General features: G+C 40.9%; 24 protein-coding genes. 15 read left to right on the forward strand and 9 right to left on the reverse strand.

Translation table 11 applies throughout. The features are described from left to right. Window positions 1-75 precede the first annotated feature (75 nt). Window positions 76-1,122 (reverse strand): GGDEF domain-containing protein, encoded by a 1,047-nt coding sequence (locus F0226_RS18995; RefSeq protein ID WP_171737110.1) that lies wholly within the window; start codon window positions 1,120-1,122, stop codon window positions 76-78. Window positions 1,123-1,592: 470 nt separating this feature from the next. On the opposite strand from F0226_RS18995, the gene F0226_RS19000 reads away from it, so the two are divergent. The 4 genes from F0226_RS19000 to F0226_RS19015 are packed head-to-tail and all read left to right on the forward strand — an operon-like array spanning window position 1,593 to window position 7,383. After that, on the forward strand, window positions 1,593-3,428 hold the full coding sequence (locus F0226_RS19000; RefSeq protein WP_345776534.1) for an extracellular solute-binding protein: 1,836 nt from the start codon (window positions 1,593-1,595) through the stop codon (window positions 3,426-3,428). Between the two features lie 8 nt (window positions 3,429-3,436). Continuing rightward, window positions 3,437-4,525 (forward strand): microcin C ABC transporter permease YejB, encoded by a 1,089-nt coding sequence (locus F0226_RS19005; protein ID WP_171737111.1) that lies wholly within the window; start codon window positions 3,437-3,439, stop codon window positions 4,523-4,525. A 2-nt stretch (window positions 4,526-4,527) separates the two neighbouring features. Then, window positions 4,528-5,691 carry an ABC transporter permease gene (locus F0226_RS19010; protein WP_253820866.1) on the forward strand — a complete coding sequence of 388 codons (1,164 nt, stop codon included), beginning with the start codon at window positions 4,528-4,530 and terminating at the stop codon, window positions 5,689-5,691. Between the two features lie 6 nt (window positions 5,692-5,697). Next, the gene (locus F0226_RS19015) at window positions 5,698-7,383 is read left to right on the forward strand and encodes an ABC transporter ATP-binding protein (RefSeq protein WP_171737112.1); all 1,686 of its coding nucleotides are present in this window, start codon (window positions 5,698-5,700) and stop codon (window positions 7,381-7,383) included. 35 nt (window positions 7,384-7,418) lie between these two features. Here F0226_RS19015 and F0226_RS19020 read toward each other — a convergent pair whose 3' ends face one another. Beyond that, window positions 7,419-8,198, reverse strand: a complete 780-nt coding sequence (locus F0226_RS19020; protein WP_171737113.1) for an ABC transporter substrate-binding protein — start codon at window positions 8,196-8,198, stop codon at window positions 7,419-7,421. A gap of 168 nt (window positions 8,199-8,366) precedes the next feature. On the opposite strand from F0226_RS19020, the gene F0226_RS19025 reads away from it, so the two are divergent. Further along, window positions 8,367-8,927 (forward strand): RNA-binding S4 domain-containing protein, encoded by a 561-nt coding sequence (locus F0226_RS19025; RefSeq protein WP_171737114.1) that lies wholly within the window; start codon window positions 8,367-8,369, stop codon window positions 8,925-8,927. Window positions 8,928-9,252: 325 nt separating this feature from the next. Next, a complete protein-coding gene (locus tag F0226_RS19030) occupies window positions 9,253-10,545 on the forward strand; it encodes an alpha/beta fold hydrolase (RefSeq protein ID WP_171737115.1) in 1,293 nt (430 codons plus the stop codon). Between the two features lie 119 nt (window positions 10,546-10,664). On the opposite strand, the gene F0226_RS19035 is transcribed toward F0226_RS19030, so the two are convergent. The 6 genes from F0226_RS19035 to F0226_RS19060 all read right to left on the reverse strand — a co-directional run bounded on the left by F0226_RS19035 (window position 10,665) and on the right by F0226_RS19060 (window position 16,512). Further along, complete coding sequence (locus F0226_RS19035) at window positions 10,665-11,609, reverse strand: ADP-ribosylglycohydrolase family protein (RefSeq protein ID WP_171737116.1); 945 nt, start codon at window positions 11,607-11,609, stop codon at window positions 10,665-10,667. 150 nt (window positions 11,610-11,759) lie between these two features. After that, window positions 11,760-12,686, reverse strand: a complete 927-nt coding sequence (locus F0226_RS19040; protein ID WP_171737117.1) for an ABC transporter permease subunit — start codon at window positions 12,684-12,686, stop codon at window positions 11,760-11,762. Window positions 12,687-12,822: 136 nt separating this feature from the next. After that, on the reverse strand, window positions 12,823-13,632 hold the full coding sequence (locus F0226_RS19045; protein WP_171737118.1) for a transporter substrate-binding domain-containing protein: 810 nt from the start codon (window positions 13,630-13,632) through the stop codon (window positions 12,823-12,825). Window positions 13,633-13,644: 12 nt separating this feature from the next. Further along, window positions 13,645-14,442 carry an amino acid ABC transporter permease gene (locus tag F0226_RS19050; protein WP_171737119.1) on the reverse strand — a complete coding sequence of 266 codons (798 nt, stop codon included), beginning with the start codon at window positions 14,440-14,442 and terminating at the stop codon, window positions 13,645-13,647. Then, window positions 14,442-15,158, reverse strand: a complete 717-nt coding sequence (locus tag F0226_RS19055; protein WP_171737132.1) for an amino acid ABC transporter ATP-binding protein — start codon at window positions 15,156-15,158, stop codon at window positions 14,442-14,444. The genes F0226_RS19050 and F0226_RS19055 overlap by 1 nt, the downstream gene beginning before the upstream one ends. 205 nt (window positions 15,159-15,363) lie before the next feature. Further along, complete coding sequence (locus F0226_RS19060) at window positions 15,364-16,512, reverse strand: iron-containing alcohol dehydrogenase (protein WP_171737120.1); 1,149 nt, start codon at window positions 16,510-16,512, stop codon at window positions 15,364-15,366. 184 nt (window positions 16,513-16,696) lie between these two features. Between F0226_RS19060 and F0226_RS19065 the strand changes: the two genes are divergently transcribed. Continuing rightward, entirely contained in the window at window positions 16,697-17,581 is an 885-nt protein-coding gene (locus tag F0226_RS19065; protein ID WP_171737121.1) for an AraC family transcriptional regulator, read from the forward strand. Window positions 17,582-17,862: 281 nt separating this feature from the next. Here the strand turns inward: F0226_RS19065 and F0226_RS19070 are convergent, their stop codons facing one another. After that, window positions 17,863-18,831, reverse strand: coding sequence for an integron integrase (locus F0226_RS19070; protein WP_171737122.1), 969 nt, complete (start codon window positions 18,829-18,831; stop codon window positions 17,863-17,865). Window positions 18,832-19,079: 248 nt separating this feature from the next. On the opposite strand from F0226_RS19070, the gene F0226_RS19075 reads away from it, so the two are divergent. From F0226_RS19075 to F0226_RS19115, 8 genes are all read left to right on the forward strand, one after another. Further along, complete coding sequence (locus tag F0226_RS19075; protein WP_171737123.1) at window positions 19,080-19,697, forward strand: LysE family transporter; 618 nt, start codon at window positions 19,080-19,082, stop codon at window positions 19,695-19,697. A gap of 146 nt (window positions 19,698-19,843) precedes the next feature. Then, on the forward strand, window positions 19,844-20,395 hold the full coding sequence (locus tag F0226_RS19080) for a hypothetical protein (protein ID WP_171737124.1): 552 nt from the start codon (window positions 19,844-19,846) through the stop codon (window positions 20,393-20,395). Further along, complete coding sequence (locus tag F0226_RS19085) at window positions 20,380-21,363, forward strand: hypothetical protein (protein WP_171737125.1); 984 nt, start codon at window positions 20,380-20,382, stop codon at window positions 21,361-21,363. Before F0226_RS19080 ends, F0226_RS19085 begins: the two co-directional genes overlap by 16 nt. 143 nt (window positions 21,364-21,506) lie before the next feature. Continuing rightward, complete coding sequence (locus tag F0226_RS19090; RefSeq protein WP_171737126.1) at window positions 21,507-22,019, forward strand: hypothetical protein; 513 nt, start codon at window positions 21,507-21,509, stop codon at window positions 22,017-22,019. 188 nt (window positions 22,020-22,207) lie between these two features. Then, a complete protein-coding gene (locus F0226_RS19100) occupies window positions 22,208-22,534 on the forward strand; it encodes a cell envelope integrity protein TolA (RefSeq protein ID WP_171737127.1) in 327 nt (108 codons plus the stop codon). A 710-nt stretch (window positions 22,535-23,244) separates the two neighbouring features. Then, window positions 23,245-23,679: a GNAT family N-acetyltransferase gene (locus F0226_RS19105; RefSeq protein ID WP_171737128.1), complete on the forward strand. Its 435-nt coding sequence runs from the start codon at window positions 23,245-23,247 to the stop codon at window positions 23,677-23,679. 135 nt (window positions 23,680-23,814) lie between these two features. Continuing rightward, window positions 23,815-24,459, forward strand: a complete 645-nt coding sequence (locus F0226_RS19110; protein ID WP_171737129.1) for a hypothetical protein — start codon at window positions 23,815-23,817, stop codon at window positions 24,457-24,459. Between the two features lie 150 nt (window positions 24,460-24,609). Next, a complete protein-coding gene (locus tag F0226_RS19115) occupies window positions 24,610-25,143 on the forward strand; it encodes a DUF6817 domain-containing protein (protein ID WP_043877205.1) in 534 nt (177 codons plus the stop codon). Window positions 25,144-25,357: the final 214 nt, after the last annotated feature.

Genomic DNA, 25,357 nt, shown 5'->3' on the forward strand with positions numbered 1-25,357 from the left:
TCAATGATTATGGCTTGGTTTATCGGTTTAATAAACGCAAAACCATAAAAACTTATTTTTAGCCTATCTTGAATCTTATTTGATTAGCCTTAGAACATTATTGGTGGTTTTCTTTGTACCTAAGCTGAACTCATGATTATCGGTGATCAGTGAGCGCTCTTTCGCGTATTTCAAATGTGTTTCTGCACAGTAAAGCAGTTGTTCAAGCGTAATGTCACCTTGAGGTGAATAAGAGCACGCCCCAATTCTAAGCGTCGTTTGAGTATCTACGGTTTCTTCAAAGCGTTGAATTATACGTTCGCAAATATTCTCCACATTTTTGATTGGAGTACAGGGCAGTAGAATAAAGAACTCATCACCATCACGGGCAATGGTTTCAGTCTTACGTAACTGCTCTGCGCAAATATTGGCAAATTGTTGTAAAACAGCATTGCCTACTGCATAGCCAAGTCGGTCATTAATTTTCGCCAATTCTTGGAAATCTATATGCAAAATGGTCAGTGAGTCATTTGAACGGTCGCAAAGGGCGATGGTTCGGTCTAATTCATCAATAAATGCGGGCTTGTTATAGACGCCTGTTAACTCATCTCTCAGAGGCAACGCTTTAAACTGGCTGGAACTGTTCGCTTGATACAGGAAATTGTACATTTCTGAAAGGAGTTGAGTCTCTAGTAGAGTGCGCTTACTCCATGCAGAAAGGGTATTGGTTGGATCCATACTGTCTTCCACTAAAGAAAGACGAAGGTGCTCTGCAATCTGAGAGTGAATGCTATGTACACAAAGGGTGAAATCAATGATTGATAGATCATGAGTCACCAAAAGTTGGCAGAGATCAGCTAGGGTGTATAAGTAATCAATATTAAACGTTGGTATATAGAGTGTGACTAACATTCGGCTGACGAGCCCGCTTAATTCTGTCTTAACTCTTTTGAACATGACTTTGTTGACAGTTGTGGAATCAAGCTTTTCTACGATTTGCTGTGCAAGGTCTACAGTGTCTAAAGCGAGTAAATTTAAACGCTGCTCAAGTCTTGATAAATCTCCATCAGCAAGTTGAATTAACGATTGACGACGTACCATTTCAGTTTCATTTATCGCAATTTCCAGTAGTCGCGTTTTCATTAAGTTAGCCAGACATCAATTGAGTGATTTAATAAGATATTATACGGATAATAATTAGTAAAGTGAGCAGATTACTGCATCATTTAGGCTGATAATTTACTCTTTTAGGGCCATGAAATGAATGGTTTGGTACTTTAGCTTGGAAAAATAGGGAAATATGATGAGTCTTTTATTAGTTATTACATGATGTTAGATTTTTCTCTATACTAGTTTTAATGGTATACGTACGACATTAGATATCTCTGATACAGCGCTAACTTCACAGCTTGCAGATGATATGAAACATTTGAAGGGAGAATCAAATGGGTAAAGGTTTTCAAAGTCAGCCACTTCATCGTATTCAAGGTAACGGATCACTGATTAAAACAGCTCTAAACAATCAAAATCCGTTTAACCGCAAATTGGCTCACCACCTTACGGCAGCCGGGATAGCTGCAATGTTTTCTACGGTCTGTTTTTCTGTAAGCAATGTGAATGCCGAAGAAGCTAATTTATCAAAAGCTAAGTCATCAGAAACTAAGTTATCAGAAGCTAAATCATCAGAAGCTAAAACCGCAGTAATCGAAACTACGCAGCTTGTTGGGTTTGGTGAAGCAAAATACCCAGAAGGTTTCACTCACTTTGATTACGTGAATCCCAATGCCCCTAAAGTAGGTAAAGTGACCTATGGGGAAACCGGCACTTACGATAGCTTTAATCGCTTTGGCTCTCGGGGCGTTTCGGCGAAATATACAGGGGAGCTTTACGACACGTTAATGTACTCACCAAGCGATGAAATCGACGCGTATTACCCACTTATTGCCTCTAAAGTTCGCTATGCCGATGACTTCTCTTGGCTGGAAATTGATATCAACCCTAACGCTCGCTTCCAAGATGGGGTGCCTATCACCGCTCATGATGTGGCTTTCACCTTTGATAAGTTTTCAAATGAAGGCGTGCCTCAATACCGCGTGTATTACAAAGATATAAAATCCGTCACTGCCTTATCTGATCTTGTTGTGCGCGTTGAAATGGCGACGCCTAACAGAGAGAAGCTCTTTAGCTTTGCCCAATCTACCCGTGTATTACCTAAACATTATTGGAAGTATCGAAAGTTAAGCGATCCACTGAATGAGCCGCCAGTCGGCAGTGGTCCATACAAAGTGATCGATTATAAATCGGGTCAAAGTGTCACTTACGGTTTATTGGAAGATTATTGGGCGGCAGACTTACCTGTAAACGTAGGGCGCAATAACTTTAAACAAGTGCAATACGACTATTACCGTGATGACACCGTGATGCTTGAAGCATTCAAAGCGGGTGAGTACGATTTGCGTATAGAGAACACTGCCAAGTTTTGGGCAACCTCTTATACCGGTACGAACTTCGATAAGGGCTACATTACCAAAGAAGAGATCAATCATGAAAAGCCTGAAACGACACAAGGCTTTATCTTCAATAGCCAAATTACCACTTTCTCTGATCCTAAAGTTCGTGAAGCATTAACCTATGCGATGGATTTTGAATGGATGAATCGAAACCTCTTCTACAGCCAGTATCAACGTACTCGTAGCTACTTTCAAAATACCGAGTATGAAGCGAAAGGCTTGCCATCTGAGGCTGAAATAGCGGTGTTAACGCCATTTAAAGATCAGATTGATCCTCGTGTATTTACCCAAGAGTTTAAGCCACCCGTTACGGATGGAAGCGGTCGAATTCGTAGCCAAATGCGCACCTCGTTTAAATTGCTTAAAGAAGCAGGGTGGGAGCTAAAAAATAAGGTGATGACGAACAAAGAGACTGGTCAGCCTCTTGCTTTTGAATTATTGATTTACAGCCCAACATCTGAGCGTATCGCCATCCCTATGCAGAAAAACCTAAAGCGCATGGGAATTGAAATGAAGATACGTACTGTGGACACCACTCAATATATTAAGCGATTAAGAGATCGTGATTTTGACATGGTGTCATCGGCTTATTCTGCTAACCCTTACCCGAATCCAAACTTATTAATTGCTTGGAATTCTAACTATATCGACTCTACGTTTAATACTGCAGGGGTAATGGATCCAGTCGTTGATTCTTTAACGGAACAAATTGCGAAAAGCCAAAGTGACGCTGAAAAACTGAGCGCGTTAGGTCCAGCTTTTGATAGGGTTCTTCAATGGAACTTTTACCTTATTCCTCAATGGTACTCTGGCAAATACCGCGTAGCGATGTGGGATAAATTTGAACGCCCTAGTACCTTGCCTAAATACGATTTAGGGGTAGATACATGGTGGGTATCGGAAGAAAAAGCGGCTTTATTACCTGAAAAACGTCGTTAGGAGCTGAAATGGCCGCGTATATATTCAGACGTCTACTGCTTGTTATTCCAACACTGTGGGCGATCATCACCATTAACTTTTTTATTATCCAGATTGCGCCCGGAGGTCCTGTAGAACAGGCTGTTGCGCAACTTGAGGGGCACAACTCAGGGATAATGGAACGTTTTTCTGGTGGCGGTCAAGAGGTTGACTTAGGCAACAGTGAACAAGCGTCTGCCAGTGGGTATAAAGGCTCAAGAGGATTAGACCCAGAAGTTGTTGAAGAAATCAGAAAGCAATTTGGTTTCGACAAACCCATGCATGAACGCTACTTTGACATGCTAAAAAATTACGCCATGTTTAACTTTGGCGAGAGCCTGTTTAAAGGTGGTGATGTCATTGATTTGATAGTAGACAGGCTTCCCGTTTCCATATCTTTAGGGTTATGGAGCACGTTGATCATCTATCTAATCTCTATTCCATTAGGGATATTCAAAGCCATTCACCATGGCTCTCGCTTTGATATCTGGTCGAGCGCGGTCGTCATTATTGGTTACGCGATTCCGGGCTTCTTATTTGCGATTATTTTGATCATCTTATTTGCTAGTGGTAATTACTTTAATTGGTTCCCACTGCGCGGTTTAGTGTCGAGTAATTTTGAACAGCTTAACTGGTACCAGCAAATCATCGATTACTTTTGGCATTTAGCTTTGCCTATTTTTGCGATGGTAATAGGCGGCTTTGCAACGCTGAGTATGCTAACTAAAAACTCATTCTTAGATGAAATAAACAAGCAGTACGTTGTGACAGCAAGGGCTAAAGGGCTGGATGAAAGTAGCATTTTGTATAAACACGTATTTCGTAATGCGATGCTGATTATCATTGCGGGCTTCCCAAGTGCATTCATCAGTATCTTCTTCACAGGCTCAATGTTAATTGAAGTGATGTTTTCTTTAGAAGGTATAGGGTTGCTCGGATTTGAATCGACTATCCAGCGTGATTATCCTGTGGTCTTTAGCTCGTTATACATCATGACATTACTTGGTTTGGTGCTGAGTATTATTTCCGATTTGACCTATACATGGGTTGATCCTCGAATTGATTTTGAGGCGAGATAACCATGAATAGTATTCCTTCAGCAGAGAAGCTTTCAGCAAAGAAGACTTCAGCAAAAAAGCCTTCAGCAGAGAAACCTTCATCAGAGAAGCCTTTAACATTGAAACGTTTGTACCCTAAGCGTCTATTTAATAAACGTCTATTTCAATTCACTAACCCATTGAATCAAGCAAGATGGCTAAGGTTTAAAGCGAATAAGCGCGGTTTTATTTCCTTGTGGGTGTTTACCATCTTATTTGTGCTGAGTTTATTTGCAGAAATTATCGCAAACGACAAACCTTTGTTGGTGTCCTATCAAACTGAATGGTTTTACCCCGTTCTGACCGAACATGCTGAAACCGAGTTTGGCGGAGAGTTTGAAACCGAAGCCGACTACAAAGACCCTTACGTCATCGAATTGATAGAAGAGCAAGGCTACATCGTGTGGCCGTTGATCCCGTTTAGTTATGACACCATCAATTTTGATATTACTGGCGCTGTTCCTTCAAAGCCCGATAACGTCAATTGGCTTGGTACTGATGACAAAGGACGCGATGTACTGGCGCGTATTATTTACGGCTTCAGAATCTCCGTCTTGTTTGGGTTTGTCCTGACCATCGTTTCCAGTGTGATTGGCGTGTTTGTGGGGGCGAGCCAAGGCTACTACGGTGGTTGGCTAGATTTACTGGGGCAACGCTTCATTGAAGTTTGGTCTGGAATGCCGACTCTGTTCTTGTTAATCATTCTATCCAGCTTTATCGAACCAAACTTTTGGTGGTTATTGGGGATAATGGTGCTATTCAGCTGGATGAGTTTAGTGGGCATAGTGAGAGCTGAGTTTTTACGTTGCCGCAATTTTGATTATGTTCGGGCGGCGCAAGCCATGGGAGTGGATGACAAACGCATCATGCTTAGGCACATGTTACCCAATGCTATGGTGGCATCGCTCACTATGATGCCGTTTATTTTGTCAGGCTCAGTCACGACCTTAACCTCATTAGATTTCCTCGGTTTTGGTTTGCCTGCAGGTTCGCCTTCATTAGGTGAGTTGCTTGCTCAAGGCAAGGCTAATTTACAAGCGCCATGGCTTGGTATTTCTGCGTTTGTTGTACTTTCTATGATGCTGACGTTACTCGTCTTCGTCGGTGAAGCGGTACGTGATGCTTTTGACCCGCACCAGAATAGGTAGAACCTGATGACTAATCACGTAGAATCTAATCATCTAGAAGCGAACCATGTAGAACAGAACCACGTAGAACCGAACGAGCCCGTATTGACGATTAAAGATTTATCGGTTGGATTCGGAAGAGTCAATCTACTCGATAACAAAAGTACGGTGGAGCAAGTCACTCATAAGGTTTCCTTAGAGATCAGAAAAGGGGAAACCTTAGCTTTAGTGGGTGAAAGTGGTTCAGGTAAATCGGTGACTGCTAATTCCATTCTAAAATTGTTACCGAAAGGATCCGCTCACTACCTAAACGGCAGTATTCACTTCAACGGCATCGATATTCTGAGCTGTTCGGAGCGTCAACTAAGAGGTGTGAGGGGTGGAAGAATAGGAATGATCTTCCAAGAACCCATGGTTTCTCTCAACCCACTACATAAAGTGGGTAAACAGCTCGTTGAAACCTTATCCATACATCGCGGAATGCGAACCAACAAAGCGCAGGCATTGGCTTTAGAGTGGTTAGGTAAGGTGGGTATTCGTCATCCAGAACAAAAAATCTTGTCATACCCTCATGAGTTGTCGGGCGGCGAACGTCAGCGTGTCATGATTGCGATGGCGCTGATTAATGAACCTGAGCTGTTAATTGCTGATGAACCCACCACTGCACTTGATGTCTCCGTGCAAGCTCAAATTTTAGATTTGCTTAAATCACTTCAACAAGAGTTGGGTATGGCGATGTTATTCATTACCCATGATCTGAGTATTGTGAAAAAAATAGCGGATCGAGTGTCAGTGATGAAAGACGGGCATTTGGTAGAAAGCGGCGATTGTAAGCAAGTTTTCTCATCGCCTCATCACGCTTACACCAAGAAGCTGATCAATTCAGACCCTAAAGGTTCGCCAGTAAAGGTGCCAGACGTTAGCGAGTCGCTGCTTAATGTGAATCAGCTTCGGGTTTGGTTTCCTATTACTGGGGGCATATTCAAACGAGTGGTATCGCATGTAAAAGCGGTCACGGATATGGGGTTCACATTAAAGCGTGGGCACTCGATTGGTTTAGTTGGCGAGAGTGGCTCGGGAAAATCCACCACTGGCATGGCGATACTTAAACTGATCGAGAGTGAAGGTTCAATTGCTTATGATGGAGGAGAGCTCCAAGGCTTAAACCGAACTGATATGTTGCCATACCGAAGCCGCATGCAGGTGGTGTTTCAAGACCCATTCTCAGCCCTTAACCCCAGAATGTCGGTCGCTCAGGTGATTGGTGAAGGCTTACTAGTGCATCAAGAGTTAACGGAAACTGAGCTTGAGCAAAAAATTTGTGAAGTGATGAAAGAGGTCGACTTAGATCCTGACACTCGTCACCGCTACCCGAACGAGTTTTCAGGTGGGCAAAGGCAGCGTATTGCTGTGGCAAGAGCTTTGGTGTTAAAACCGGAATTTATATTGCTGGATGAACCGACATCGTCATTGGATAGAACCGTCCAATCACAAGTGCTTGATCTATTAAAGTCATTACAAGAAAAGTATGGGCTTACCTATTTGTTCATTAGCCATGATCTGGATGTCGTGAAATCGTTATGTCATTACACCATAGTGATGAAAGCGGGGCATATAGTAGAGCAAGGCGCGACAGAGCAATTGTTTAGCGATCCTCAGCATGATTACACCAAACAACTGGTTTCTTTATCCTCATTTAGCCAAAATCTTTAGTTAGTAGTTAGTAGTTAGTAGTTAGTAGTTAGTAGTTAGTCGATATAGCGGTTCAGTAAATTGTTAATTTCGCCATTATTCTGCATCTCAAGGATGATGGCGTTAAATTTTTTAACAAAGTGCTCTTTATAGGGGTAGCGGTTATCTGCATCGGCTGAAAATGCTAAGTAGCCCTGCTCCGTGCTAACACTGATACCAAGTTCAAACTCACGATCTTCATCAAGATCACCAGAAAGCTTCATTCGCTTTATTTCCCAAAGAATCGATAACTTATCGTTGATGTAGCAATCAATACGATTTGTTTTGAGTTTAAGGATGTTTTCACGGTTATCTAACGCGGGCTCAATCGTAATTTTATCTTCTTTTTCTGCTATCCAAAATTGCTCGCCACCAATAGCAAAAGAATTGTTGATCCCAATTTTCAAACCATAAAAGTCGTCGGGCCAAGAAGTACTAACAGGTGGTTTCGTATTGCAATACACCACGACTTCTTCTTGAAGAATAGGAACAGAGTAGGGGTTAATATACTGGCGTTGATTTGGATAGAAATACGGAGGATAAAGAGCAAATGCTCTGCCAGCTTCAAGTAGCTTTAATCCACGCTTAAATGGGGTGGGCTTTATTGTGACGTTGTAGCGTGGCATGCGACTAAAAGCCAAGCGCATAATATCAGAATAGATCCCTTTGGCTTTTTCTTCACTAGCAAAACTGTATGGCGGATAAGCGTCATCTGCGTAAACCGTCACCGGAATTTGCTTCGCGGTGAGCGATTGGTTTAACCCGAGCCATAAACATAAAACCAAAAGTATTCGCATACAATCCTTTGTATAATTGACTTCACTATTAACTGTAGTCTACACAGGCGAACATAACTAGCGCAATTACTTACCATCAATGTTTTTAAATAGAACGTGGTTATTTACGTCTTTTGGCATTACACTGCGCGCAATCAGTTTAGAATTTAGTTTTAGGTAAGAATCAACATGGAACAAGAATATTACGAAGACGCTGACTATGTTGGTGGTGAAGAAGGCGAAGAGATTGAAATTGAAGCACTTGGTGTAGAAGTTTCATCCCAACCTATTGAACTATATAAAGTATTTAAAATCGCTAACCTTGTCGGCGGCGGTGGTGAAGCCAAGCACATTATTTCTGAAGGTTATGTGGCTGTAAATGGCGAATTAGAAACCCGTAAGCGCCGCAAAATGTACGACGGTGACTTCTTTGAGTTCAACCAAGAATATTACGTGGTTGTGTGTGACCAACCGGTACAAGAAGCAGTAGCAAAACCAGAAAAAGTGCCAGCTGCTAAGAAGCCTGCGAAATCAAAACCGGCGAATAAGAAAAGTGCTCATAGCAAAGAAAACAAGAAAAACACTTCGCACCCTTTAAGCGCTAAAGCAGAGCCAAGAAAACCTGAAAATAAGCCGAATAAATCCAATAAAGCTAATAAACCGAATCAGGCAAAGAAAGCGAAAACAGAAGACAAGCCAAAGACTGAACGTGATCAAAAAAGTGGTCGTCATTCAATCAACTTCTTTTAATTAGGCTAAGAATTTATAGCTGTTCTATTTTGAATGGTTAATTCAGTCCGTTTATTATGAAAAGCCCGCGAATCTAATCGCGGGCTTTTTTATGGGTGAAGCTTTTTCAGGTTGGTTTATCAATACAGACTTTTCTATGAAGATTTATCCACGCTGGTGAAAGATCTTCTTAACATTAATGAGCGGTTTCTCCCGTGGATTAGTGTTAATATTTTGTTGTTTGAGGTGCATATCGGCAAACATTCATTTGATGATTTTCCGCACTTCAATTTTAGTCCAAGTCCTATAAGTCAGTCGCAACCTTATAAATAAGAAGGAAAGTCAGGTGCAAAAGAGCTTTATTGATGGAACAACACTGTATCGCCAACATAATTTTCAACTACCTTTAAACTATGAAGATCAAGAAGGGCAGCACATTCAAGTTTTTGCTCGTGAACTCGTTAGTCTCTCAAAAGACAATCAAGATCTTCCTTGGTTAGTGTACTTTCAAGGTGGTCCTGGTTTTCCTTCTCCAAGAGCAAGTGGTGAGTCGGGCTGGTTAAAGCGTGCTTTGCAAGATTACCGAGTATTGTTATTGGACCAGCGTGGCACCGGCCACAGCTCTCCAGTGAATCAAGAGTCTTTGGCACATCTGTCTACTGAAGAACAAGTGCAATACCTCACCCACTTTAGAGCCGATAACATTGTAAGAGATGCGGAAGCCATTCGTGAAAAGTTAGGTGTCGATCAGTGGGCAACGCTTGGGCAAAGTTTTGGTGGCTTCTGCACATTGTCTTACTTATCGTTGTTCCCACAAAGCTTATTGCGTTGTTATGTGACAGGCGGGATTCCTTCTATTTCTCGCCACGCAGATGATGTGTACCAAGCAACTTATAAACGTGTGACAGACAAAAACAATGCGTTTTTTGCTCAGTTCCCTGAAGCACAAGTGATGTGTCGTGAAATTGCAGATTACTTACTGAGTAATGATGTTAGGCTGCCTAATGGTCAGCAGTTCACTGTTGAACAGTTCCAATTGATTGGCATTAACTTAGGGCGTGGCGGGGCGAACATGCCACTCTATTTCACATTGGAAAGTGCGTTTATTGATGTGAATGGCGAGAGACAGCTGAGCTATAGCTTTTTAAATCAAATGCAGCAAGAGCAGGGATATTTAACGAATCCAATTTATGCCATCTTGCATGAATCGATTTACTGTCAGGGCTTCGCTTCAAACTGGTCAGCTCATCGTGTTCGCGAGCAGTATCCACAATATAATTACCAAACGGGTAATGAATTTTGGTTTACCGGTGAAATGGTTTATCCGTGGATGTTCGATCAACTAGAGACGCTGAAACCACTCCGTGATGCGGCAAATCTATTGGCTGAAAAGCAAGATTGGTGTGATGTCTATGATGCAAACGTATTGAGCCAAAATTCCGTGCCAGTCGCATGCGCGGCGTATGCAGACGACATGTATGTCGAACTGGATTACACGCGTGAAACGCTTTCTAACATGCCGATGGCTAAGGCGTGGATTACCAATGAGTACGAACACAATGGTATTGGGGTGGATGGCGAACGTATTTTAGACCGTTTGATCACTATGGCGAATGCATTAGACAACTTGCCAAAATAGTTGTTCAAAGGTACTTAGCTATCTCTGAGATTTTATGTTTTTAAGCTAGAAGCTAGAAGCTAGACCTTAGAGCTAGAAATTAGGAATAACAATGAAGCGCTGTATTTCACAGCGCTTTTTTATTGGATAGGTAAAGCTAATACGCTGCCATTCAGATTTAACCGAGCAAGCCATTCGCATGGCATTGATCTGTCATCGTCAAAATAGCTCGCGGCAAGTACAGCCCCAATGATGATAGAGCGACCACAATTATCCCCACCACATAGAATGTTGTCTCGAATCCCTTGCTCGTAGTTTTTTGCCGTCGCCACAATACGAATAATCACAGGAAAAGCAGCAGCCAAATCACAATGTAACCCAAACTTCTGAGCTGCTTCGGTGATGGATAATTCAGGTTCAGCGAGCGCTAAGTTCACTTGTTCGTGTATGAATGAACTGCAGGTTTGTCTGACCATTTCCACACACTGCATTGGTGTATGCCCTTGAATAGCAGCTTGCAGAAGTAGAGTAAGAGCTTGAGCCCACTCGACGGCTTTATCATTGTTATTAGTGACTCTTACGGCGCTTTCTACCATAGCAGGTAGTTCGTTAGAGGTGTGAAAACAGGCGATTAAGGGAATGAGCTTTGAAATGGCGGGTAGTTGGGTATCATCAGCGCCGCATTGAGTGACGGGGAGCCCGTTTGCTTCTAGCTGGTGGATATTTTGTAAGGTTATTTTAGTTGGCTTATCTATGTAACCGACCCAGTATCCGCCAAAGTCGAACCACTCTCTAAAATGTTCAATATAGCATTTCTCTGAGTACGCTTTTGCACAAGTTAGTGCATCAACCATAGCTAAAACTTGCGCTCCATACTGAGAATGGTCACCGACTGATTTTCCTTCATGGGCAAAGAAGCCTTTGTCTTGATAGTCGAATCTATCTGGTGCATGAAATTCAGGATGATTGCCAGCAACTTTGATTATTTGCTGTTGGTCATAGAGCCAATGTAACCCCATAGAAGCGACATCCCCAACCAAAGCGCCAACAACGGCGTGGTAAGCTTTTTCTTTATGTTGATCCATAGATAACTCATGTATGAAGTGAATGGACAAAGTATAGGATTCAAATGGGTTAAATGTGCTAATCCTTTACTATCAATGTAATTGCTGTGAGCAACGTAACCAAATGTATAGCTTACAGAATATATTAGGCTATGGATTCAAACTTCCAGACTATTGAAGGTTCAAATAAATGCTCGAACGCTTCTCAATGGATTTGAATAATTGCGAAAGCATAAAACACAGTAAAAAGTAAACGGCGCCAACAATCAGCCAAATTTCAAAGATAAGACCGGATGAGTTCGCCATTTCTGTACCAACAAAAGTCATTTCTTGAATCGAAATTAGCGAAACAATCGATGTATCTTTTACTAAAGAAATAGCCTGCCCGGCCAAAGGTGGGGTGATGGCAGTCAATACTTGTGGGCCAATCACAAAGCGGTATTTAGCGAAGACAGAAAGCCCAAGCGAATCGGCGGCTTCCCACTGTCCTTTAGGTACGCTTTCTAAACCGGCACGAATAACTTCAGCAATGTAAGCAGAAGACAATAGTCCAATACAAATCACACCAGAGGCTAAATTTTCCCACAAATTAGCAGGTCCAAATAAGAAGGCTTGTACCTTATTGATATCGCCATTGTGCTCTCTTAGCAATACTTCTAACCCTAATAATGGGATGAGTTGATTTGAAACGAAGAAGTAAAAAATAAACACGAATACCAAAGGTGGGATATTGCGTAGTAGTTGAATGAATAGAAGTGCGGGGGTTCGGAAAAAAGTCACTTTTGAATGGCGAGCGACGCCTAAAACGGTACCAAACGATAAGGCTAATGCCATGCTCCATAAGCTTAGTCGTAAAGTGGCGATTAAACCTTGGAAAAAATAAGGGACACTACCGCTGGAAGGTGGAATAAAAATAAGCGTAAAAGCCTCACTCCAACGCCATTGGTAATTAATGCCAATAGAAGAACGGTAATACAACCAAATTGAGAATGCAGCGATTACGGCAAGCAGTATTCCGTCGAGCAAGTTCAGACGACGGAACCAAGGTTTGTTATTCATATTAGGTTTAACGGAATATGCGTTGCTAGTACTGCTCACAAAGGACCTATTTGGGTGTTAATTCAGATTGTAGAAATGGTTTATGAAAATCAGGATCAGGAAATGAGTGATCAATTACCCGTTAAGTGAGTTTATACTTCTCACCTAACGGGTTTATCAAACATTGCTAAGGAGTCTATTGACCTTGAGCAATCTGATCTTGCCAATCTAATGTAGCAAACCAATACTCATAGCGTTCTTGTAACCAGCCATCTTCAGTACGTTTCTGAATCCACTGGTCAAAGAATTCTGCTTTATCCGTTTCACCTAGACGAACAGCAAAAGCTTCATTTCCTTTAGATAGGCGATCGGTAAAAGGAATAAATAGAGTATCTGAATTTTTGATACTTTCATGTTCAGGCTTAGGGCTAGAGGCGATAACCGCATGCGCATTGCCGTTTAACACTTCTTGGAAAGCTTGAGCATCGTCATCAAACTGAAGCACTTTTGCTTTAGGGAAGGTGTCACGTGCAACTTGCACTGTGAACGCACCACGACGAGCGGCAATTTTCACGCGGCGAGAGTTAAAGTCATCAATTTGAGTAAAACCTTCTGCCAGTTCTTTGTTTGCGGCTAGCTGAACGCCTGAGTGAGAATAAGGTGCAGTAAATAGCACGCTCTTTGCTCGCGCTTCAGTAATCGACATACCGCCGATGATCACATCAAACTTCTTCGAAAGTAGGGAAGGGATAATACCGTCCCATGCGGTTGGAACAAATTCTACTTTCCATCCTGAATCTTTCGCCAGTTGCTTAGCAACATCAATTTCAAAGCCAACTAAGTCGCCTTGTTTATTACGCATAGCCCAAGGAACGAAAGTCGACATTCCTACACGCAGTGTGCCTCTGTCGTTGATCTTATCTAAATTTGGAGTTGATGCTGCAATTGCAGGCAAGCTGACAGCGAGCGTCAGTAGGGTCGTGATTGCGGTTTTAAATAGCTTCATGCTGATAAATCCTTATTGAGTTCGCCAGTTGGCCCCGAGCTTATGCTCAAGCCAAGCGGAAACGGCAGAAAGTGAAAGTGTAAGCGCTAAGTAAATGATGGCAACTGAGAACCAAATCTCAAATGGCATCGCAGTTTCAGAAACAATGTTTCTGGCCTCTGTTGTTAGATCGAATATCGCCATGACACTCACAATAGAGGAATTTTTTATTAATGATATGACTTCGTTGGTCAGTGGTGGCAGTGTACGTTGCACCACTTGGGGCAATATAACATCCCAGTATGTAAAGGTTTTCGATAGCCCTAAAGATTGAGCGGCTTCAAATTGCCCTTTAGCAATACCATTCAAACCAGAACGGAATATTTCAGCGGTATAAGCGCCTTGAAACAGTGCCAGGGCTAATACCGCGGTACTGAATCGGTCTAAACCAATAACAGGACCAAACACAAAATAGAGCAAATAAATTTGCACTAAAAGCGGTGTGTTTCGTATCAGTTCTACATAGCTGGTGGCAATCGTTCGGCCGACGATCGAATCAGAATTTCGAAGTAATGCCGTTACTAAGCCAATGAATAAGGTCGCGATTAAGGATAGTAAAGAAATCTTAATGGTGACAAGCAAGCCTTCAATCAGTTCGGCAGTCCACCATTCACCATCTTCATAGAAGGCAATGTAATCGGGTACGCGGTCCCACTGCCAACTGTAACCCATAGATTGCGCACCAGAATCTAAAATCCACCCGATAGCAAAAACCAACAGGCTAATTTGAAAAAGCGCAGAAATCACGGGTTTAAAAATTCGTATGATCATCAATAGGTAAGAATTTGATTTAGGAAAGTTTGAGTACGGATATGCTGAGGGTTTTCGAATAAAGCTTGAGGCGTGTTCGATTCTACAATCTGCCCTTCATCCATAAAAATGACTCGGTCAGCCACTTGTTTAGCAAATCCCATTTCGTGTGTCACACACACCATAGTGATCCCTTCACTTGCCAGTTCTACCATGACATCAAGTACCTCATTAATCATCTCAGGATCAAGTGCAGATGTTGGTTCATCAAATAGTAGCAGTTCAGGTTTCATACAAAGTGAGCGAGCAATCGCGACTCGCTGTTGCTGCCCTCCCGATAATTGCACGGGGTATTTATGAGCTTGCTCAGCAATGTGTACCCGTTCTAAATAATGCATCGCCAGAGATTCGGCGTCTGACTTGTTCATTTTTAGAGTTCTAATCGGGGATAGCGTGAGGTTTTCAAGAACGGTTAAATGCGGAAATAAATGGAAGTGTTGGAATACCATTCCTACTTTGCCTGGAGTATTGAACTGGCATGGCAAGGTTTGCTGCCTAACCGTTAACGCACCAGATTCAAAAGGCTCTAGTTGGTTGATACAGCGGATAAGTGTGGATTTACCCGAACCCGAAGGTCCACAAATCACAACAATTTCGCCTTGCTGGATACTTAAATCAATATTTTTAAGGGCATGGAAATCGCCATACCATTTGTTAAGTGCTTTAAACTCAACCATTTGTTGGTGACTGTTCAAATTCTTTTCATACATATCTGCGGTATGCTTCACCATAACAAGATAGAAATGCGATTGCACATAAAAATCTTGGCTTATGGGTGATAAGTAAAGCTTTGTGCTTCAACGAAAAAACAGCGGCAAAAATTCCGCTGTTTTTATATACAATCGATCTTAAGTCATCAACTTTACATCTTTTGCTAATTAATTATTGAACCGCAGACTCTAGAATCTCACGTGTTTTTTCCATAGTGATCGCTTGGTTTTCACCTAGTTGAACAAAACCATGTGATTCAAGCTGGCTAATAATACGGTCAATTGCTGTTGGTTTGTCTGCTTCGTAGTCTGAAAATTCCGTTGCAACATCTAAGCTATGGTAGAAATCTTCAATAGCAGCGATCGTGCGCTCAGCCAAATCAGAGCCTGATTCTAAACCGAATACGTTTTTACCCATTTGCTCTAGCTTGCCACGTTTTGCTTCGATTTGGTTACGAAGTAAAGATGGCTGAACAATTGCTAACGAACGAGCGTGGTCTACATGCCAAAGTGCAGTGAATTCATGGCCAATCATGTGCGTCGCCCAATCTTGAGGAACACCAGTACCAATTAAGCCGTTCAGAGCTTGGTTGGCTGTCCACATTAGGTTTGCACGCCATGCATCGTTATCACGCTCATCATATTGCTTACCAAGAACCAGCAGGTTCTTCAAAAGCGTTTCTGCATAACCTTCTTGAACCATAGCGTTAGTTGGCATAGTGATGTACTGCTCACATACGTGAACCCATGCATCAACAAGACCATTCACAAGCTGACGCTCTGGCAGTGATTTCATTACATCTGGGTCCATTACCGCAAATTTTGGCTGAACAGCTGGATGCATGAACGGCAGTTTTTCTTGCGTTTCTTTACGAGTGATTACCGCGCCCATATTGGATTCAGAACCAGTCGCAGGAAGCGTTAAGATTGCACCAATTGGTGTTGCTTCAGTGATTTGGTGCTTACCTTGCAGGATATCCCAACCGTCACCATCGTATTTCGCAGCCGCTGCAACATACTTAGAACCATCAATAACTGAACCACCGCCAACAGCGATGATGAAATCAATGTCTTGTTCTTTAACAATCGCAACCGCTTTATCCAGTGTTTCTTTTGTTGGGTTAGCTTCAACACCTGAGAATTCTACCCAAGAGTGGTCTTTAAGTGCTTCAGTTACTTGGTCATAAACACCATTTTTTTTAATTGAACCGCCACCATAAATAACTAAAACCTTTTGTGATGATTCAACAGAGTTGCTGATATTTTGGATTTGACCTTGTCCAAAATGGATAACTGTAGGGTTTACGTATGTGAATTGCATTGCTAATTCCTTGTGTAAGTTCAACATGCCTTAAACCAGCGCATTTGATTATTGTTTTGTTTGTATATTTGCATATTAGTGCTATTTATTGTGTGTTTAAAGAGTGATTTCTCCAATTTAATTGCCTATTTCTACAGTGTTGTTATTCTTTAGATATTGAAATTGGTTGGAATAGGCTCTATTTATGCAAACTCTCGCGAACTTGATGCAGTCTTATGTTGATAAAAAAGGTTGGAATGATCTTGAAGGAATCAGAGAAACTGAAATAGACGGCGTTTGGATTTATAGAAGCAGTAATGGTAATGGGAGGCAGCCTTTTACTTATGAATCGGGGATCATCTTACTTGCTCAAGGGCGAAAAAATATCTACATCGGTGATCGTCCTGTCACTTATGCTGCGGGCGATTACTTGGTCGTTGGTGTTCCTATGCCGCTAGAGTGTGAAGCCTTGCCTATTGATGAGGAGCCGTTATTGGGCTTATCAATTACGATTGATCCCAAACGACTGCATAAGCTCGTTAAGCAACTAGAAGAACAAGGCTTTTTAGAAAGCTATTGTAATAAACATAAAACGGGAAGTAGTGGGCTTGAATCGACAGCAATGGAACCGTTAATGTTAGACAGCTGCACCAGATTAATGAAGACACTCCATTGTGAAATAGAAGCCAATATTTTAGGTGACGCTGTAATCAATGAAATTGTTTATAGAGCATTAACTGGCGCTGAAGGGCGAGTTTTATTTGATCTTGCTCATCAAGATGGGCATTACGCTAGAGTAGCTAAAGCGTTATCCAAAGTGCATGAGGAGTATGACCAAACGATTACTGTTCAGTCTTTAGCAGAAGAAGCGAATATGAGTGTTTCTGCTTTTCATAGTGCATTTAGAAATGTGACATTTGAGTCCCCTTTGCAGTATCTAAAAAAAGTCAGATTAAATAAGGCAAAAGATCTCATTCAAATGGAAGGAATGAGAATAAGTGATGCAGCAAGGCTTGTTGGCTATTCGAGCCCATCTCAGTTTAGTCGAGAGTTTAAACGCCATTTTAATACCACTCCAAGAGCAATATAGTTTTCGATTTCCAGCCACTAGCTATTAGCTAAAATAGCAATATTGATCAGAGTAATAGAAAAGGGGAAATTTATAATATGTAAACGACTCTTTTTCTTTCGTTCGTCTCATAGGATACTTAAGCCCCCTATAGGAAGGTACTAGTCATACTTTTCTGTGGAAAGCGCATTTGATGCAGAGCAAAGGTACTTTAAACTCTTTTGTGAAACATTAAATGCGCTTTTTTATATCTGCCATTAGTGGCTGGTATGACATTATTAATGTTGTGACTAGTTTTATATCTACTTTAAAATAATTGATAGTGGGCTGGTAACGCCGCTCGCGCCTCTGTCTAATATATGGGTATAAATTTGGGTGGTTTTTACATCTGAATGCCCTAGCTGTTCTTGTATCGTCCTTATATCTGCACCTGACTCTAAAAGGTGAGTAGCAAAGCTGTGCCGCAATGTATGACAGGTTATATTTTTGGTAATTCCGGCGTCTTTCCCTGCACGTTTAACAGCCCTTTGTAAGGCTATCTCATTTATATGGTGGCGCCTTAATAGATTGGATTGTGGATCGGTAGATAGCTTGACTGAAGGAAACAGGTAATGCCAATTAAAGTCGAGGTGAGCATTTGGGTACTTGCGCTGTAAAGATTGGTTGAGCCATACCCCATTATAACCAGCCGAGTTGATATCTTTTTTGTAATAGTTGAGTGCCAAACTCTCTTGTTGCTTTAGCAAGGGCATAAGTTCCTTAGCCAGTGTCACAGTCCTATTTTTACCGCCTTTCCCTTGCCAGATTCTTATCGCTCCATAGTGGTAATCAATATCTTGTATTCTAAGCCTTACGCACTCCATTACCCGCAGCCCTGATCCATAAAGCAGCATAATGTGGAGCTTATATTTAGGATCAATATGCACCAGAAACTGTGACATCTCATTTTTTGTTAAAACGACGGGGAGCTTTCTGTCTAGTTGCGATTTTTGAAACTTCATTTCGAGAGACAATGGTGTTCTAAAATATTCACGGTATAAAAAGTTGATCGAATTTAAAGCTAAAGCCTGGGTTTTAGCGGCGACCTTTTTTTCAATAGCGAGATAGCTCAAAAATCTTTCAACATCCACTTCATTTAACTTAGAAGGGTGTTCCATATTGTGGAATATGATGTATTTCTTGATCCACATAATGTACGCCTCAATGGTTTTACTCGCATAATGGCGTGTCCGCATATGATCTTGCACACTGAGTAGAAACTGATTTTTCATGATTAACTTATCTTTTTGGTATGTGTTTATATACAGTTGTGCTTAAAGTTAAGTGATTCAAGAATTATGAGACATTTTGCAATCTAATTGCCAAGTTCACAGCAAGTTGTAATACTTAGTTGATATGTGTTTCAATCAGTTACGTGATGTTATCCTAAGTTCTTCACCCGTGTGAAGTGGCGGTAGCGTGGGTAATTAGGTATACATGGTGATGTATAGAAAGCGTTAGTTTTCATGGAGGAAATATTGTGGAAATCTGGAAGTTATTGTTCTTTATACCAGCGTGCTTTACGCTCAATATGACTCCTGGTCCAAACAACCTATTGTCTATGAATAATGCTCGTTGTTACGGCTTCAAGTCTGCTTTCATTGCTGGTTTGGGTCGAATAGCTGCATTCTCTGTAATGATAGCTTTGGCAGCTTCAGGTTTAGCTGTTGTTCTCTACAAATCTGAGTCTCTATTTCTAACCATTAAAATTGTGGGTGCGGCGTACTTGTTGTTGATTGCTATTAATCTTTGGCGTTCGGAGTCAAGTCCCGTCGCTGAATTAGAAAGCACTCATAACCGGCTTGGTTTAGCTAAACAAGAATTTTTGTTAGCTGCTGGTAATCCAAAGGCAATCTTAATATTTACTGCCTTTCTCCCACAGTTCGTTGATGTTTCGGCTAGTGTAAATGAACAGTTCTTCGTTTTAGGCGCTACGTTCCTAATATTAGAAATGGGTGCAATATCTATTTATGCCATATTCGGAATATATTTAAGGCAGTGGTTCACGAAGCCGAAAATGGCAAAGCGCTTCAATAGAGGTTGTGCTACTTTTTTAGCTATTTCTGGAGCAAGCTTGTTACTAAGCCGCCAGCAATGAAACTAACAAGCAATTTAAGCAGACTGTCAACGCTTGGCATTTTCAGTTCGGTTTAGCTTTAGTGATTTCGGTGGTAAATTGGAGTGTATTTGGTAGCGTTGTCAGCTACTTAATTGGGCGTTATGTGTCCGAGTATGGAGTAATAGGTGGAAGTTGTAGAAAAGAAATTTAGAGATACTCCTTGTTCCCACAAGAAATACGTAAAACGACTGTCTGAATACATATCGTTTTTACTAAAACAAGGCAGGATATTGGAAGCGAAGCACTATTTTGATGAATTGGTCAAGATTAAGCCCAACCATAAAAGAACTTTAGTGCTTGGTTATGAGCTATCTATTAAGAGCTTCGATAATGAGGGTGTATTTAACTTTGATAAGCTATTGATAGAGCAAAAATATAATGAGCAAGAATTACTTGGTTTACAATTGACGTATTATTATTCGGTGCACAACACAAAGGCTTTCGAACAGGTAGCTAAATATATCTTTAAAAATCTGATACTTAAAATGGAGTTGCTGAATAAAATTCTACCGATGGTAGTTCAGAAAAAACAGTATGGTTCCATCGCTGCATTGTGTACTTATCTAAGAAATAACAAAATGAAGTTGAGTCCTCAAGCTGAAAAGTCAATCCGTCAAGTAGCTCTCCAAAAGTTAGTAAATGTGTTGTCAGAGGTTACAAAATGCCCGCTTTCCTAGTAGTAAAAGTACTTGAATCACAAAGTATATGTTTACCTTCAACATTAGTTTATTCGAATGTTGAACTACGGTCTGCAAGTGCTGACTTTGAAGAAGAGTCAAGGTTTCTAGAAAATTGTGCAAAGAGCCTGCATTTAGATTTCTCTAAGTATAGCCATTGCGCTCGAATCGCTACTATTGTCGATGAACTTTCGATACCCAAGGCTGTGGAAATTGCAGATGACCGTTTTGCCGAAATATTGGATTTGAAGTCAATTGAAGCTCCAATATCAAACTTCTCGTTGTCTAAAATAGGCTTTGTAAAAGATCTGCTTAAAGGTTCGTTACATGAGATTAAAGACAACACACATAGACCTAGTATGGCATTCTTCACACACCAAGGTGATGTGCAGCAAGTAGACATGACGCACTATGTTTTGGCTCAAAATACGGAGTTGAGCAATCGATATTTAAGGTCTTTGCACTGGCTAAGAAATAGTAAGCACGAAAATAATTATCAGTTAAAAATCTTATTTAATTGGTTTGCAGTAGAAGCTTTGTTGAAAGAATCGGAGATGGATAATATAGGGGCTACAATCCGGTGGTTTCTTGGTTTTCCAAACGGAAAGTCAAGTAAACTAGTTTCTAGTTCTGTTATCACAGCATTAGAAGCAAACCCTAGATATGGTATATGGAAAAAGAAAATCAAAGGGATCATTGAAAAAATAAGAATTTTTAGGAATGACTCAACCCACCATGGCTTTAGGACGATAGACTTTACTAAAAAGGAACTTGAACTTTTTAATCAGGTTATGTTGTTTGGAGCAACAAGATGCCAAGGAGCTGTTCAACTAGCTTTGCATAATCAGGTTTCTACTGTTCCGGAGTTTAAGGATTACATGCCTTATCTGTTTGAGTTAAATGAAAATTTAGTAAATGATGTACATGGTAATATTATATTTAGCCTTGATCGAATAAATGACACATAACAAGCAATTCAAGCTGACAGCCAACGCGTGGCATTTTCAGCTCCAAAAGGTTTGGGTGTAATCGGTGCGTTGCTTTGAGTTCAGGTTTGCGTTGGTCTGCAACTTAATTGGGCGTTATATGAAAAGATAGGTTTGGTGGCATTTTGGATTGGTTAGAATTAAAACCGTCAGAAATAATTGCGATTTGTGCTGTTATCGTATCAGTCATTTCACTCGTAGTAGCTAAGACAACACTTAAAGCTCAACGTACTCACAATAAATTGTCGTTGAGACCTATTGTGCATATTTCAAAGGGAGACTACGAAAACAAGATTTTCGTTAAAGTGAAAAATTATGGGCTAGGTCCATTAATAATTAAAAGCTGTGAAATCAATAAGTTTGGTCAACAATACGATACGTTGGTTGAGTCGTTAGGCGATAAAGCATCAGAAATTGTTTGGGACACGTTCGCTGCTAATATAGATGGTCGTGTATTGGCTCCTCAAAATGAGTTTATTTTAATTGAAGCAACATTTGAGGACGGTTTTGATGATCGAATCAAAAAGGAAATCAGAAGATCTCTTGCATCTACGACAATCACAGTACAGTACACTTGTGTTTATGGTGAGACTTATCCAGAAGAGCAGGAAAGACTATCTTGGTTTTCTAGGCACTAACTTCATATAACAAACTGTTTAAGAGTGATTCGCAACACGTGGCATTTTCACTATGCGTTGATTTTAGTGTTTAAGGTGGTATGCGGCTGCTTTGGTATTGCGTTGCTCACACCTTAACAGGGCGTTAGAACTTTTAGGGAATAAATAGGATGAAGGCTCCGTTTCGATATATTTGTATAGCTGCAAGTATGGCGTTTGCGATCTCTGGCTGTGCTTCTCAAAGCAATAGCAGCATAGGCAAGGTAGGCTCGTCTGAGCTAAATAAGTATGGGCAAATCTATACCCAAATGATTCAAAATGAATTGATTTGGTCTGATAGGCTTGAAGGTAAGATTTGTACGCTTAATATACATTTAAGTGAACATGGCAATGTTACAGAAATAAGCTCAATTGGTTATGAGAAACTATGTGAGAACAGTGAAAAAGCTGTGAAATCTGTAGGCGTATTCCCAATGCCAGCAAACGAGGAATTAGCTAAAAAACTAATGGAAATCAAACTTACAATTGCTCTGTAGTACAGTTCTAACAAGCAATTTAAGCAGACTGCCAACGCTTGGCATTTTCAACTCGGCTTAGCTTCAGTGATTTCGGTGGTAAATTTGAGTGTATTAGTAGCGTTGTCAGCTACTTAATTGGGCGTTATATTTTATTTGAAATCAGCGTCTTAAAATTAATATGAAGTAGGTGATTTGTCGTTTTCTCAGGCTGTCTGTTTCAGCTACTTTCAGCAGTCAAATATCGAGGTCTTAAGGTTCTAGATCTCTTTAGCCGTAAAACATGCCAAGGTTCGTGGGTGCTTCAGTTCGGGTTCGAGCAGCGCCGATTGAAAATGTAATTGGCTCAAAGTCGCGTCAATGAAAGTTGCCGTTTTGGTTTTGAAATCGCTGGTAAATTGGAAGGTTTCAGTTTTCTTGTTTGTCTGGATTTAACTACGAATATCTGATTTTCCTTTCATCGAATTGGTTTGTTGTTTTTGGGCGTCACTTTCAATTTCAGCGTGTGAGTTAGGTTAGAAAACCAAGTTAGTATCGTAATTCTTTATCAATGAAATCAGTCGATTGTTGTAAAATATAACAAGCAATTCAAGCTGACAGCCAACGCGCGGCATTTTCAGCTCCAATTGGTTTGGGTGTAATCGGCGCGTTGCTTTTAGTTCAGGTTTGCGTTGGTCTGCAACTTAATTGGGCGTTATAAGCTGTTCGTAGTTGTAGGTTTGGAGAATTAGGTGTACGAAATCCGTAAAGCTGATAATAGTGATTATGAGTTCTTATTTAAACTTAAGAAATCAGCAGAATATGAGCCTATTAAAGCTGTTTTTGGCTGGGACGAGAATGTTCAAAGAGAGATTCATAGCAATGAATGGGAAGAGGAAAAGCCGACCATAATAGAAGTTGATGGTGTCGCAGTGGGTAGTTACCTAGTACAGGCGCATTCTGAATATCTATACTTTGGTCGTTTCTTCTTGCTACCGGAATATCAGGATAAAGGTATTGGCAGCCAAGTATTGAAAACTGTTATTGAACTTGCGGATCTAAAGTCATTACCAATTAAGCTTTGTTACTTGCAAGGAAATCGAGTGGGACAACTTTATAAAAGGTTGGGCTTTAGCGTAGTAGGGCAAGACGAGCAGTTTGTGCACATGCTCAAGCCTCGCTTATAACAAGCAATTTAAGCAGACTGCCAACGCTTGGCATTTTCAGCTCGGTTTAGCTTCAGTGATTTCGGTGTTAAATTTGAGTGTATTGGTAGCGTTGTCAGCTACTTAATTGGGCGTTATGTTCACAGGAGTTCGAAATTGAAAATTAAGCATGTAGCATCTTTATTGTTTGCTTTTGTTGCTGGTGCTCTTGTTACCTTAGGGGTGTTCGGCAATGCTAAAGCTTATGTGACGACACTAATAAGTGTAGGTAGCGATCTAGCTACAATAGCAACAGGGATTGTGGCATTTATTGCTTTGACAACGTGGAGGAAACAGCATACTCATTCTGAACAATGGAAAAAATTGGAATCATTAAGAACCGCTTTTGAGAGCTATGTTAGTGCTGAAATTGGATATTGGTTTGCTGAAGAAAAGCGCTTAATGGTTCAAAATGGTGTTGAACTTTTTCCTTTCAAAAAAATCATCACAGATGAAGCCGAAATAAATAAGATATGCGGCGAAGATGTTGTTAGCTCTCATAGGCGATTGACTCAAGCGAAATTAGAATATGAACGTGCTTACAGATCTTGCTCAACCTTAGTAGTTCTACCAATAGAGTTAAATCCAGAGCATATACGCAGTCAATTTCAAAATTTATTTGAAGACTTTCACAACAACTTTATAGAGTTTGAAGTGAACAAAGGTCAAAGGGTACAGCGTAAATACTATATCGATGAAAGCGAAGATATTTTCACCAAAGGTGAAGCATGCTTTGTCGAATTACTCAGCAAGCTAAAGTGAACATAACAAAGCGTTTAAGACGGATTCCCAACGCTTGGCATTTTCGGTTTATTTTGAATTTAGTGTTTACGGCACGATGGTTTAGGTAGGGTGGTCTGCGTTGCTCACCACTTAACGCGGCGTTATGCGACCTAAAGGAAATTGATATTTATGGATAAATTTGGAATGCTGCAAGAGCTTGGTGCGGGTGATTTTCAGCACCTCAATGGCTCATTGGAAGCACACCTAAAAGGTACTGAGAAAGTTCTAATTAACTGGGGTAGTAGCGAATTACTTCAAATCGCAGGTCTCTTTCATGCCGCGTATGGAACAGCGGGTTTCGATGAAAATATGGTGTCGTTAAGCCAGCGCCAAGAAATAGCGCGAATTATTGGTAATGATGAAGAAGCATTGGTTTATTTGTATTGCTCATGCGACCGAGACTATGTATTCCCTCAATTTGGCAAAGTGCTAGAAATCCAATTTAAAGACAGGTTTACTGGTTCAACATTCACACTCGACAATGCAATGGCGAAATTGTTTTGCGAGTTAACCGTCGCTAATGAGCTAGAGCTTGTTTATAGCAGTGAAGAGTTCAAACTCAAATATGGTGCTGAGCTATTTGAACTGTTCCAAGGTATGGACAGTTACTTAAGCCCTGAGGCTAGAAATGCGTACAAATCAGCCTTGTCGAATTTCGCATAACAAGGCGTTCAAGAGGGATTCTCAACGCTTGGCATTTTTAGTTTGAATCGGTTTTAGTGTTTACGGCACAATGGTTTAGGTTAGGTGGTTGGCGTTGTTCACCCCTTAACGCGGCGTTATACGACTTTATTAAATTCGGAGAACCAAATGGACTTAGATATCTATCAGGTTGATTCATTTACAAGTGAAGCATTCAAAGGAAACCCTGCTGGAG

This window comes from Vibrio sp. 99-70-13A1 (assembly GCF_013114625.1).
Classification (GTDB): Bacteria; Pseudomonadota; Gammaproteobacteria; order Enterobacterales; family Vibrionaceae; genus Vibrio.